The organism is Exiguobacterium sp. s26 (assembly GCF_018618235.1).
In the GTDB taxonomy this organism is placed as follows: Bacteria; Bacillota; Bacilli; order Exiguobacteriales; family Exiguobacteriaceae; genus Exiguobacterium; species Exiguobacterium chiriqhucha.
Genome location: NZ_JACSLS010000007.1, coordinates 105402 through 118539 on the forward strand (window position 1 = coordinate 105402; position 13138 = coordinate 118539).

Genomic DNA, 13138 nt, shown 5'->3' on the forward strand with positions numbered 1-13138 from the left:
CAGTGAAAAAGCCACCTCTCAACCTCGATGCGTTGAGTGACATGTGTATATTGTTCCCATAGGCACCAGGACATAAACGTTACAGCCGGTTAAAAAAAGATTACAAGCGTGTCACATAACCCGTTTGAACAACTTCTCAAGTTCGTACGTGCTCCATTTCACCAAGATCGGTCGCCCGTGCGGACACGTATACGGGGACGTCGTCTGATTGAGGTCATGCAGCAATTGCCGCATCATCTCATGGTTCAATGGATGGTTCGCTTTAATCGAGCGCTTGCACGCCATCAAGATTGACGCGTCTTCCCGATATTTGGCGAGATTGACAGAGCGGTCCCGAATCGCCATCTCAATCAAATCGCGGACCGTCCCTTCCAAATCATGTTGCGGGTACCACGTCGGAATCTCCCGGACGAGGAACGTGTTGCCACCGAACGGCTCCAATTCGAGCCCCGCTTCTTTCAAGAGCGGAGCGACTTCTTCAATCGCGAGCGTCTCTTCTTGCGTGAATTCGAGCGTGAGCGGGAGCAGCAACAATTGATATTCCTTGTCCGGATTCCCGAGTTGCTCATAAAACAATTCGTATTTGATCCGTTCCTGAGCCGCATGTTGGTCGATGACATACATACCGTCCTCGGCGCCGCAGACGATATAGCTCGCATGCAATTGGCCGATGACGTCGAGCGGCGGCAACCGCTCTCCTTTCGTCTCAATTGCGTCTGATTCGACAATCGGGTCGGTCGGTGCAGGCGCTTCATTGACGAGCGGGGTCGGTGACCATCGACTCGGTGACGTGACAGGCTCACGTGGAATCGGATAGTTCCACGTCGGCGGTTCATCCGTGACAGGTGTCCGTTCGACCGTGAAATCAAGTCGCTCTTGTTCGGTCCGATTGACCGGTTGCTCTTTCGGTTTGACCGACGGGATTAAACGCTGTTCCCGGAGCGTCAGTTGGATCGTCTCGCGAATCAACTGGCACAGCTCTTTCTCTTTCGAGAGTCGGACCTCCCGTTTTGTCGGATGGACGTTGACGTCAATCAACATCGGGTCCATGTTCACTTCGAGGACGGCGATCGGATAACGACCAATCGGGAGTAACGTATGGTAGCCCTCGAGTACACTTTGGGTCAACGCAAAGTTCTTGATGCTCCGACCGTTCAAGATGAGCGTCACGTACTGCTTGTTCGAACGTGTCACTTCAGGCCGGACGAGATGGGCGCTCAAACTATAGTCGTTCGTCTTGCTCGACGCGGTGACGATTTGCGCCGCAACTTGACGCCCATAAATGGCAAGCATGACTTGCTTGATGTCGCCGTTGCCACTCGTCCGCAGGAGTTCCTTGTCTTCATGGAACGCCGTGAGGCGAACTTCCGGGTGGGACAAGGCGATCCGGTTCAACGTATCGGTGATGCTCGCGAGTTCGGTCGCCGACGTCTTCAAGTATTTGAGGCGGGCCGGTGTATTGTAGAACAATTGACTGACCGCTATCTCTGTTCCGACGTTGGCTGCGGCCGGTGTTTGCGCCTTAACGACACCCCCTTGGAGCGTCATCTCAAATCCGTCCTCTTCGGTCCGGCGTGACTTCAGCGTCACATGACTGACCGAGGCGATCGAGGCGAGGGCCTCCCCACGGAAGCCGAGCGTGCGAATCCGGAACAAGTCGTGCTCGTCCCGAATTTTGCTCGTCGCATGACGTAAAAAAGCTCGCGGAGCATCCTCTTCATAAAACCCATGCCCGTTATCCCGGACTTTAATGAGACGTATCCCGGCTTCCTCCAAATCGACTTCGATTTTCGTGGCACCGGCGTCAATCGCATTCTCGACGAGCTCTTTCACGACCGAGGCTGGGCGTTCGACGACTTCCCCGGCAGCGATTCGGTTGGCCAGTTGTTCCGGTAACTCTTGAATGATTCCCATCGACTCACTCCTTCTTCGCGGATTGTTGGAGCGCATAGAGCGCCTGCATCGCCTCGATCGGGTTCATCGCCAGCAAATCGAGGTCGAGCAGTTGTCGTTTGATGTCATCTTCCGTCTCAAAAAGTGACAGTTGGGCCACAGGTTCAGCCGGAGCCGGCTGTTCTACAGTTGCCCGTGCCGGTTTCGGTTCTGTCTCGAGCTCAGACAAAATCGTTCGCGCCCGTTCAATCAAATCAGGCGGCAAATCAGCGAGTTCAGCGACATGAATCCCGTACGATTTGTCGGCCCGTCCCGGATGAACTTCATGCAGGAAGACGACACGTCCGTCCCGTTCAATGGCACGGACGTGCACGTTCTCAAGGGCTGGAATTGTGTCTTCGAGCACGGTCAACTCGTGGTAATGGGTCGAAAACAATGTTTTCGCGCCGATGGTGGCCGCGATATATTCGACGATGGCCTGTGCGAGCGCCATACCGTCATACGTCGAGGTTCCTCGTCCAATCTCATCGAGAAGGATGAGACTATCTGCTGTTGCTTCCGTCACCGCCTGACGTGTCTCCGTCATTTCGACCATGAACGTCGACTGTCCGCTCACCAAATCATCGGCTGCCCCGATGCGGGTAAAGATGCGATCGAACAAAGGAAGTTCGGCCGCTTCGGCCGGCACGAATGAACCGATTTGATGCAGGATGGCAATCAGTGCGAACTGACGCATATACGTCGATTTACCGGACATGTTCGGTCCGGTGATCAAGAGCATGCGCCGCGTGTCATCGAGCGTCAAGTCGTTAGCGACGTATTCACCACGAGGCAATACCGTTTCGATGACCGGATGGCGTCCACGATCGATTTGGACGTGCTTCGACGTCGTCGGCCGGACATAGTCCCGTTTTTCGGCGACAATGGCGAGCGCGAGCAGGACGTCGAGTTCACTTAACGAGCGGGCCAGTTGTTGAAGTGGTTTCGTCTCTTGTTTGACTTCTTCACGTAACGTGACGAACAAGTCATATTCAAGCGTACAGCTCTTCTCCTCGGCACCGAGGATGAGCGCTTCTTTTTCTTTTAACTCAGGCGTGACATAGCGTTCGGCGTTCGTAAGCGTCTGTTTCCGTTCATACCGCCCCTCTTCGAGCAAGCGCGCATTCGCTTTCGTCACTTCCAAATAATAGCCAAAGACACGGTTATAGCCGATTTTCAGCGACTTGATGCCGGTCGCGAGCCGCTCTTGTTGCTCGAGATTGGCAATCCACGTCTTCCCGTTCGCTTTCGCCTCGAGCAGTTCATCAAGTTCGGCCGAATAGCCTGAACGAATCATGCCGCCTTCTTTAATTGAGATGGGTGGTGTCTCGACGAGCGCCGCCTGAAGTCGTTCCGATAGCGCGTCGAACGTGTCGAGCGTCGCATCGATGTGATGCAATCGCGTTGCCGTGACATTCGCGAGCAACTCTCGTACCGCTGGAATGCGTTCAAGCGTGTTCCGCAACTGGACAAGGTCACGTGCGTTGGCCGTCCCGTAACCGACTTTCGCGACGAGCCGTTCGATATCGTAGACGTGACGTAATTGCTCCCGTAATTGATCGCGGAGCATGAAATCATCGACTAAATTTTCGACGGCATCTTGGCGTTCACGAATCGCCTGTTCCGTATAGAGTGGCTGTTCGAGCCAACGTTTCAATAGTCGTCCCCCCATCGCTGTCGTCGTCTCATCGAGCAGGGCGAGAAGTGATCCTTTCCGTTCCCCGGACCGGGCCGAACGGAACAGCTCCAAGTTGCGGGCCGTATTCGCATCGAGTTGCATATGGGCCTCAACCTCATAGGCGACAGCGGGCTGCAAGTGATCGAGGGCGCGTTTTTGCGTCCGCGTCAAGTAAGCGAAAAGGAGTTCGAACGCACTTACTTGCGCCTCGTCGCGGGCGCCGCTCGACAATGAGCTCGCCAATCGCTCTGTCTGCACCGACAGCGGAATGCCGAGTGATGAGAGATGGTCTGCCAACTCGGCGTCATCAACGATGATTTCACTCGGGACCAACCCTTCGACTTCGCGTAGGACGGCCTCGCGCGACGGTAAGGTCGTCAACCAAGATTCACCTGTCGTCACATCGCCGCGGGCGATCCCAAAACGGTCTGCGACGTTCACGACCGATATTAAATACCGGTTCTCTTTCTCACCGAGCGCGGCCATATATGTACCCGGCGTGATGACTTGAATGACTTCACGTTTGACGAGTCCTTTCGTCGCTTTTGGATCTTCCATCTGCTCACAAATCGCCACGTTGAACCCTTTTTCAATGAGTTGCTCGATATAAATCGCAGCGGAATGATGCGGGACCCCGCACATCGGAATCGGGTGCTCGGCGTTTTTTCCGTTTTTCGCAGTCAATGTCAATTCGAGCTCTTTGGCGACGATTTGAGCATCTTCAAAAAACAGCTCGTAAAAGTCACCGAGCCGGTAGAAAAGAAAGGCGTCTGGATAATCGGCCTTGATTGAAAAATATTGTTTCATCATCGGGGTTTGATGTATCGTTTCCATTCGTGTTCACCTCTAGAAATTAGAACAGCTGACCAAAGGCCAGCTGTCTGTTTGTTAGTATCCGCAGCCGCCGCGTGATTTCTCCGCTGCCATGCCGCTTCCTGTTTTACCGGCGAGAACGTCACCGTCCGTCGATTCGATAATGCGATCTGTCACCGAGTTGGCGAGTGTGACCGTCACGTATTGAAGCAAATCGTTCACTTCGACTTGCGTCTCTTGGAACGCCTGAACGACCGGAATCGAATCGAGTTCGTCCATCGCCTTGTCGATTTTTAGCTCGACTTTGGCGAGTGCTTCCGTCTTCCCGTAGTGCTTGCAGTTGACGGCTTCTTTTTGTAAGTATTTGATACGCTTAATCAACGTTTGAACGCGCTCACTTTCGTTCACTTTCGTTTCCGCTTCTTTGAAGCGGGCCACTTCCGGCGTGCTCGCCAATAAGTCGGCTAATTCTCTCGCTTTTTGAATCACAGTTTGATCAGTCACCATCGTAAACCCCTTTGCTCTCTATGATTGAACGCACGTCTTTACGCACGCAAGTATTCCTCATCATTCTACCACGAACTTATGGCAAACGGTACCGCATCGATTCACTTCGAGACGGTCGCCGTCCGAACCATATCGACGTGGGGAATCCCATCCTCTAAGTACTCCTCGCTCGTTCGTGTGAACCCAAAGCTTGCATAGAACGGCTCCACGTACGTTTGCGCTTGCAAATACAAATCGCGATCCCCAAAGTCGGCCACGGCTTCTTGCATCAAGCGCCGCGAATGGCCTTGTCCCCGATGCGTCGATTTTGTGACGACACGACCGATGGCGATTGGCGATTCATCCTCGAGGACACGTAACGCCGCAATCGGGCGACCGTCTGCCTCAATCCAGTAATGGACCGCCGTCACATCTTTCCCATCGACTTCTTGGTACGGGCAATCTTGTTCCACGACAAAGATTTCGGTGCGGAGCGCCAATAACTCATAGAGCTCTCTCGTCGTCAATTCGTCAAACCGTTTTTTCTGCATCTCAACTTGTCCCCCTCATAACTTCGAACCGAGCGCTCGGGCGACGTGGAGCCCGCTCGTCATCGCCCCAATCGTCCCGGCACCTGGAAACACCGTGTCGCCGCAAACGTAAAAATTCGGAAGGTTCGTCCGATAGCTCGCCGCATGGAATAACGCTTGTTGCGGTGTTTGGGCATATCCACCGACCGCACCGTGCGGACGTTTCGTATATTTCACCCATGCCCCCGGTCCGCCCGGAAGCAACAACGACGATGTGCCTGTCCAACTCGGGAACGCCCGTCGCACTGCCTTGACGAGGCGCTCGGTCCATTCTGTCTCTAGTTTCTCATACGTCTCCTTGTCTTTCCAAGCCTGCCACTCCGACAAATCGATATGGGTCGAGACGGTCAATGTTCGTTCCGGCCGTTCGGTTCGGCGCGTATCGTCCGCATCCGACATCGAAATGAAGGCGTGACCTGACGGCAAATCATCACTATATACTTGTTGGAAGAGCGGACGTCCCGTGCACGCCGCTTCCGGTAACGTGATATACAGACTGAACGTTCCCCATTGCGACCGTTCTAGTTGACGGCCGTACTGTCTCTGGAACTGTCGAGCCGTTTGTCCCGTGACCAACTGAGCGGTCGCCTCGAGCGGGATGGCCGACACGACCACATCGACGAGGTCGAGCCGACCACGGCGATCGGTCAACAACCAGCCTTCAGCAACCCGCTCGATTTTAACGATTTGTCGTCCGAGGATCGTTTTTCCATCGTCTCTTCGAATCGACCGCTCCAATGCGTGGGCGAGTGTGTACAATCCCCCATCGACGTAATATGCTCCCTCATGGTAAATGGATAGCGCGACGGCCGCGAGCAAATGGCTCGCCTCGCGGGCACCGGTCTGCAAGCTATCGAGCAAAATCCCGTCGATGACCCGCTCGAACGCGGTCCCTTTCAATCGATGCCGTTTTAACGTTGTACCGAGTGGTCGATACAGCTTCCGGAACGACCGGAGCTGTGCCGGTCGAAACGCTCGTATCGCAACCGATGCGTCACGAATCGACCGAAACGGCAACGCCGGTAGCGTCTCAAACAAAGGACGGATCGTCTCGAAATCGGTCCACACTTCATTCAAGAAAGCACGAATTCGCGGAGCGAGCTCTGGAAATATCGACTCAAGTTCTGCTAAAAACAGATCCCGGTCTTGATGATAATGGACAGTCTGTCCGTCGAGATGAATCTGCATCACCTCGGTTAACGGGCGAACGTCAATCGTTTCACCTAAGTAGGACAAGACTCGCTCATGCAGGCCGCCCGGTTCAAATCCCATCCCGAGCGTCGCCCCGGCCGGGAACCGATAGTCCCCACGTTCGAATTTTCCGGCACAACCACCCCATTCTCGTGACGACTCGTATACGGTCACGTCATGGCCGATTCGGCTCGCCAGCGCACCCGTCGTCAATCCGGCAACTCCTCCACCGATAATCCCGATTCGCATATTGAATCCCCTCCCGCCTTCATCATACATGGCTTCCTGAAATCCGAGACATTTCAACGTGTTCCTTAGACATATTTCACCGGTCAGGCAGGGTTCTGCCGGTAGATGGCGAAAAAATCGATAAAGGACAGGTGAAACCATATGCGAAGTCGGGTCATCATTTATCTGCTCATTCCAATCTTGATTTTTATCGGTATTTTGATCACACCTCCATCCGAAGAATCACAAAAAGTCGCCACCATGACGGCTGTCAACATTCAGGAGATGATTCCGTATGAACGCGAGTACACTGCACAAAAAGTGTTACTCGAGGAAGTGAACGATGGCCGCGAGGCAATTATCGAGGAGTGGCGGCTCGAACGCGGGGCGCGCACGACTTATAGTTACGTGTTACGACTCCAAGGGTTCGATACGGTGATTCAAGTCGATGCTGGGGCGGCCAACACGCGCTCGGACGGCTATTATGCCATGCAAGCGCACAGCCCCGTCTTTGAAGCGGACGAACCGCTGTCAATCGGTTATCCGATTGTGCTCTTCGCCAGCGAGCAACGGCTCGTACTGAACCAGATGGAAGTACGCGTCCTATACGAAGAGGACGGTGTCATTGAAAAATGGCGTATCCTTGAATCCACAGACTCCTAACAAAGGCGGAATCGATATGAATCTCACGTTTCAACGAGCAACCGAATCACAACTGACCGAAATTTATAGTCTTGCAGGCGTCAACCGCGAAGAAGCAACCAATCACGTCTCGGCTGATAACCGGGAAAAGATGGTTGAAGCGTACGAACACTCTGCGAAATTTGGTGCCTATTTCCTCTGTCTCGTCGATGGTGAGACGCTCATCGGCTGGACGCAAATCGATAAAGCGTTCGACTATTTGACGGGTGCAGAGGTCGGTTGGGTGAACGACCTGTATATCAAGCCCGCGTTTCGCGGTCACGGCTATGCCAAACTATTGATGCGAGAGGCGCTTGCCACGTTCAAACAGATGGGCTATACCGATGTGCGCCTGAATGTGTATGCTCACAATCAAACGGCGATGCAACTATATGAACAACTCGGTTTCACAGACGTCAGTAAATTTATGAAGATTGACATTTGAAAGGTGGTATTCGATGCAAAAAATACTTCTCATCGGCTCAGGAGGTTCGGGCAAATCGACGCTCGCCCGCGTGTTGGGAACTCAACTCGGCATCGACGTCCATCACTTAGACGCCTTACTATGGAAACCAAATTGGTCACCCGCCACACGGCAAGAACAAATTAGAACGCAGTCCGCATTGATTGGACGCGATTCATGGATCATCGACGGCAATTATGGGGGCACGCTCGACTTGCGCCTTCATGCTGCCGACACGATTGTATTTCTCGACTTGCCGAGGATCATTTGTACGTATCGCGTCTTGAAGCGCATGCTTTCCTATCGTGGCAAGACACGTCCGGACATGGGACCAGGTTGTGAGGAACGGTTTGACCCGAAGTTCTTGAAATGGGTGTGGGATTATCCGAAATCGCAACGCCCGACTGTGATCAACCGATTGCAAGCCCTTCCTGATAACAAACAAGTCATCATATTGCATTCACGGACAGAGGTTCGTGACTTTATAACGCGCGTCGGTACGGAGCAACACCTATGATTCCTAAACTTGAACCAATTGTAGCAGCGAAGACGTTCGTCACAACGCGTTTCCCCCACTGTCGGGCCGCACTGCTCGCCGGGAGCGTCGTCCGTGGTGAGGCGACCGCAACGTCGGATTTAGACATCATCATCTTCGACGACACCCTCGTCTCGTCTTTTCGGGAGTCGTTCATCGAGTCCGGATGGCCCATCGAGCTGTTCGCCCATAACTTGACGTCGTATCGGACGTTCTTCGAACAGGATTGCCGGCGCGCCATTCCATCGTTACCGAGAATGGTCACCGAAGGCATCATCTTGAAGGACACAAATATCGTCGAAGACATCAAGCGTGAAGCGAGAGCCTTGCTCGACAGCGGGCCCGAGGCTTGGTCGGACGAGACGATTGAGATGAAGCGATACTTCCTGACCGATGCACTCGAGGATTTGATTGGATGCACCACTCGGGCAGAAGGGTTATTCATCGCGGGCACTCTCGCCACGTTGGTCTGCGAGTTCATCCTGCGCACGAATCGACAATGGACGGGATCTTCCAAATGGACGTACCGCGCTCTCGACCGCTACGATGCGCAAGCAGCCCGAGAACTCGTCACTGCCCTTGAGGCGTATTATCAAACGAACGAACCCGACGCGCTCATCCGTTACGTCGATGAGACGCTCACCCCGTTCGGCGGCCGGTTGTTCGCCGGATTCAGCCGCGGGAAATCAAACGAAACGTGAGGGTATCCCATGTTCTTTCTTCAAATGTCCGGTTTCCCTGGGTCCGGCAAATCGACGCTGTCTCGGGAAATCGCTCGACGACTGGATGCGGTCATCGTCGATTACGATGTCCCGAAGACGGCACTGCTCGAATCGACTTCACAACACCCACTTATGCATACGCTTACAATCGATATGAATCGCCCGTTCGAAGCGTATTTATCCGAAGTCATCGCTATCTCCAAGCGATTGATTGACCACCTGATGCATCCTGTGACTTTTTCCTGGATGTATTTTTTTAATCGTATTTGTATTTTTATGCTTTACAATTAATAATCATACATATACACTTAGTCTCATATCTTGAAGGAGGAATTCATACATGAAAAAGTGGGTCATTACAGGGGGATTAGTGGCAAGTGCATTACTAGCAGGATGTAGCCAAGAGACGACGGGCGAAGAGAAAAAAACACTCGTCATGGGAACGAGCGCCGATTACTTCCCATATGAGTTTGTCGATACGGCGAACGGAGACGAGATTGTCGGATTCGATATCGAGATTGCCGAAACGGTTACGGAACGCCTCGGCTACGAACTTAAAATTGAGGACATGGACTTCGGTAGCCTGCTCGGGGCACTCAACGCCGGACGTGTCGACTTCGTCATGGCCGGTATGACGCCGACCGAAGAGCGGAAAGAAAATGCCGCCTTCTCGGACATCTATTTGTCGGCGACGAACTTAGTCATGACGAAAGATGAGTCCCTCGAGTCGATTGAAGCGCTCGCCGGCAAGAAAATCGGCGTCCAAACGGCATCGATTCAAGAGAACATCGCCAAAGACCAAGCTCCGGATGCAGAGCTCGTCTCATTGAACAAGATTCCAGAAATCGTTCAAGAGTTGAATACGGGTCGGATTGACGCGATGGTCATCGAGGACACGGTCGCCCAAAAATACTTGGATCAAGATGCCGGACTGTACACGTTCGCCTTGAAAGAAGATGGCGAGAAAGGTTCTGCAGCCGCCTTTAAATTGGAGGATGACCTTCGCGATCAGTTCAACGAGGAGTTGAACAAGATGATTGACTCAGGTGAAATCGACAAACTCGCCAAGAAATGGTTCTCGATGGAGCCGACGGAATGAGACAAGTCTCACTACCGATTTATCCAGTCATCTATCCAGAAGGGTACCGTTTGAATCAAAACGAGAGCCAGTTCCCGGTGCCGTCCCGGTTGTATGACCAACTTGCGACAATCTCGTTCCAAGACTTGCATGAGTATCCGGTCCAACCGATTGACGAGTTGTTCACCCGTTATGCGGCCTACGCCGGTGTTGACCCGAATCAGTTGCTCGTCGGTTGTGGGAGTGACGAGATGATTCATGTCGTCACTCAGGCGCTGTTGGCACCGGAAGACGTCGTCTTGTCACCGAGTCCGGATTTTGCACTCTATCCAATCTTCACGACGATCGCACATGGCCGGCACGTCCAAGCCGATAATCTATCGTATGACGCACTTGTCCAGGCAATCGCGCAACACGAACCGAAGCTGTTGCTGTTGTCGAACCCGAACAATCCGACCGGCAAATTGTGGAGCGTCGCTGAATTGGCAGAACTCGCAGGACTCGTCCCATACTTGATCGTCGACGAGGCATATATCGACTTTACGCCAACGTCGAGCATGGTGGCCCACCTTGATTCATTCACGAATGTGATTGTACTGCGGACGTTATCGAAGGCGTTTGGTCTGGCCAACGTCCGCCTCGGTTTCATGGTCACGACGACTGAACTCGCCGCTTACTTCCGTCAGTTCGTCCCGCCGTTCAACATTAGCGGCGTCAGCGCGAAAATCGCCAACATCTTTTTACAAGATGCCACGTATCTCGACGAGGCCATCGTATGGCACGCCGACATGCGCGGACAGTGGACCGACTTGTTCGCCACCATCGGACACGTCCATCCAGCCGAGGCGAACTTCATTTACGTCACGCTCGATGAGCCGGAGGCCGTCTGGGCCCACCTCGCCGCGCATGGCGTTCACACATCGAAACAACCGAACGGGATTCGCATCACGCTCGGCAACGAACAAGCCCTCGCCCTGGCACACGAGGCGCTCAGCATTTACGCAACTCAAACGACGAATTAACCAACAACGCTCCGACTGTTTCCAGTCGGAGCGTTGTTGTCATGGGATGAGTTTGATGATTTTCGCTGGATTGCCCCCGACGACTGCACGAGCCGGCACATCTTTCGTCACAACGGCGCCAGAGGCGATGACGGCATCGTCCCCGACCGTCACCCCTAGATTCAAGATGGCACCGCCGCCAATCCATACCCGATGTCCGACCGTGACCGGCTTCCCGTATTCAAGGCCCGAGATCCGTTCGATCGGGTCGAGCGGATGCGTCGCCGTATAGACGTGCACACCCGGCCCGAGCATACAATCGTCACCGAATGTGATCGGACAGATGTCGAGGAACACACAGTCAAAGTTAGCGAAGAACCGTTCTCCGAGATGAATGTTATAGCCGTAGTCGCATTTGAACGTCGGCTCCAGATAAAACGAACTCCCGGTCGAGCCGAAAAGCTCCGTTAACACAGCTTTTCGGTCGTCGATTTCGTCGATGCCGGAACGATTGAATCGTTCCGTCAAACGTCTGGCCTGACGCCGGTCGGCGACGAGCTCGTCGTCCCCGGCCATGTAAAGGTCGCCCCGAATCATCTTTTCTTTTTCTGTCATCTGCTTCTCCCCCTTTTCTTTTTTTAGTATAGAGGAATTTCTGACAAAACGGGGAATAGGAACATGACGAACTAGAGGAGGAATAGACAGATGAAACGAATTCTTGATTGCAGAGCCAGTGATTTCTTGACGTTCAACCGCTCGGATTTGATTGGATCGATTCGGAAAGCCGAGGGGCGGACCGTACTCGCCGAGGTCATACCGACCGTGCAGCCGCTCTATCCAGAAGTGACGAACGCTGAACTCGCTCGAGCGTTCGGAGCCGATATGATTCTATTGAATATGCTCGACGTGTTCCACCCGTACATAAAGGGTCTCGAAAGCCACGCCTTGTTTGGTAACGTACCGGGCGAGACGATGTCTGACAATCCGATTATGGAATTGAAGCGGCTCGTCGGTTTGCCGATTGGGGTCAACCTCGAGCCGGTCGACTTTTCCGAGAAATCGGAGGACATGTATGACGTAAAACAAGGACGGCTCGCGACACGGGAAGCGTTCGCCAGAGCGTCAGAGCTCGGTATCGACTTCATCTGCCTGACCGGAAACCCGAACACCGGGGTGACGAACGAGGCGATCGAGCAAGCCATCATCAACGCCCGCCAAGAGTTCGCTGGGGTCATCATCGCCGGGAAGATGCATCAAGCCGGCGTCGGCCGTGTACTCGATCAAGAGGCGTACGTCCGTTTTGCTGAAGCCGGGGCCGACATCATCTTGATTCCAGCGCCCGGCACCGTTCCTGGCGTACGTGAAGATGAATTCTATGAAGTCACGCGCGAGATTCAGGCGTTGGATAAACTCGTCGTCGCCGCCATCGGCACGTCACAGGAAGGATCCGATGAAGCGACGATTCGTGACATCGCTTTGTCCTCGAAGCGCGGTGGGACGGACCTGTTCCATATCGGCGATGCAGGGTTGTCCGGAATCGCCACACCGGAGAACATTCAAGCGTTATCGATTGCGATTCGGGGACGGCGCCATACGTATATCCGCATGGCCGCCTCGGTCAACCGCTAATCAAAAGGAACGAAGCCGATAATGAACTGCTCCCCGTCAAGTAGACAGGGCAAATAATGAAAACCGGACTATGCGGCTTGAGACCTGTATTCTACAGGGCTCAAGCCGTTT

General features: G+C 53.7%; 13 protein-coding genes and 1 pseudogene. 8 read left to right on the top strand and 6 right to left on the bottom strand.

The features are described 5' to 3' along the window. Positions 1-111: 111 nt before the first annotated feature. The 5 genes from mutL to KNP82_RS11775 all read right to left on the bottom strand — a co-directional run bounded on the left by mutL (position 112) and on the right by KNP82_RS11775 (position 6939). On the bottom strand, positions 112-1914 hold the full coding sequence (mutL, locus tag KNP82_RS11755; RefSeq protein ID WP_029595610.1) for a DNA mismatch repair endonuclease MutL: 1803 nt from the start codon (positions 1912-1914) through the stop codon (positions 112-114). A 4-nt stretch (positions 1915-1918) separates the two neighbouring features. Beyond that, positions 1919-4444: a DNA mismatch repair protein MutS gene (gene mutS / locus KNP82_RS11760; protein WP_029595611.1), complete on the bottom strand. Its 2526-nt coding sequence runs from the start codon at positions 4442-4444 to the stop codon at positions 1919-1921. A gap of 54 nt (positions 4445-4498) precedes the next feature. After that, on the bottom strand, positions 4499-4930 hold the full coding sequence (locus KNP82_RS11765; RefSeq protein ID WP_021067281.1) for a YlbF/YmcA family competence regulator: 432 nt from the start codon (positions 4928-4930) through the stop codon (positions 4499-4501). A gap of 101 nt (positions 4931-5031) precedes the next feature. Then, entirely contained in the window at positions 5032-5460 is a 429-nt protein-coding gene (locus KNP82_RS11770) for a GNAT family N-acetyltransferase (protein WP_029595612.1), read from the bottom strand. A 15-nt stretch (positions 5461-5475) separates the two neighbouring features. After that, positions 5476-6939, bottom strand: a complete 1464-nt coding sequence (locus KNP82_RS11775) for a phytoene desaturase family protein (protein ID WP_029595613.1) — start codon at positions 6937-6939, stop codon at positions 5476-5478. Between the two features lie 141 nt (positions 6940-7080). On the opposite strand from KNP82_RS11775, the gene KNP82_RS11780 reads away from it, so the two are divergent. The 7 genes and pseudogenes from KNP82_RS11780 (at position 7081) to KNP82_RS11810 (ending at position 11419) form a co-directional block, all read left to right on the top strand. Next, on the top strand, positions 7081-7581 hold the full coding sequence (locus tag KNP82_RS11780) for a hypothetical protein (protein ID WP_029595614.1): 501 nt from the start codon (positions 7081-7083) through the stop codon (positions 7579-7581). Between the two features lie 16 nt (positions 7582-7597). Next, positions 7598-8044, top strand: a complete 447-nt coding sequence (locus tag KNP82_RS11785) for a GNAT family N-acetyltransferase (RefSeq protein ID WP_051627733.1) — start codon at positions 7598-7600, stop codon at positions 8042-8044. A gap of 13 nt (positions 8045-8057) precedes the next feature. Next, positions 8058-8579, top strand: coding sequence for a DNA topology modulation protein (locus KNP82_RS11790; protein ID WP_029595616.1), 522 nt, complete (start codon positions 8058-8060; stop codon positions 8577-8579). Next, on the top strand, positions 8576-9298 hold the full coding sequence (locus KNP82_RS11795) for a nucleotidyltransferase domain-containing protein (RefSeq protein WP_029595617.1): 723 nt from the start codon (positions 8576-8578) through the stop codon (positions 9296-9298). Before KNP82_RS11790 ends, KNP82_RS11795 begins: the two co-directional genes overlap by 4 nt. Positions 9299-9307: 9 nt before the next feature. Beyond that, positions 9308-9433, top strand: a pseudogene (locus tag KNP82_RS15570) (P-loop nucleotide/nucleoside kinase family protein); the annotation flags it as partial. Between the two features lie 226 nt (positions 9434-9659). Further along, on the top strand, positions 9660-10418 hold the full coding sequence (locus KNP82_RS11805; protein ID WP_021067270.1) for a transporter substrate-binding domain-containing protein: 759 nt from the start codon (positions 9660-9662) through the stop codon (positions 10416-10418). Further along, complete coding sequence (locus KNP82_RS11810) at positions 10415-11419, top strand: pyridoxal phosphate-dependent aminotransferase (protein ID WP_029595619.1); 1005 nt, start codon at positions 10415-10417, stop codon at positions 11417-11419. Before KNP82_RS11805 ends, KNP82_RS11810 begins: the two co-directional genes overlap by 4 nt. Positions 11420-11458: 39 nt before the next feature. Here the strand turns inward: KNP82_RS11810 and KNP82_RS11815 are convergent, their stop codons facing one another. Beyond that, positions 11459-12013 (bottom strand): maltose acetyltransferase domain-containing protein, encoded by a 555-nt coding sequence (locus KNP82_RS11815; protein WP_214828109.1) that lies wholly within the window; start codon positions 12011-12013, stop codon positions 11459-11461. A 90-nt stretch (positions 12014-12103) separates the two neighbouring features. Here KNP82_RS11815 and KNP82_RS11820 point away from each other — a divergent pair, with 90 nt between their 5' ends. Beyond that, positions 12104-13027: a DUF7916 family protein gene (locus KNP82_RS11820; protein WP_029595621.1), complete on the top strand. Its 924-nt coding sequence runs from the start codon at positions 12104-12106 to the stop codon at positions 13025-13027. Positions 13028-13138 lie beyond the last annotated feature (111 nt).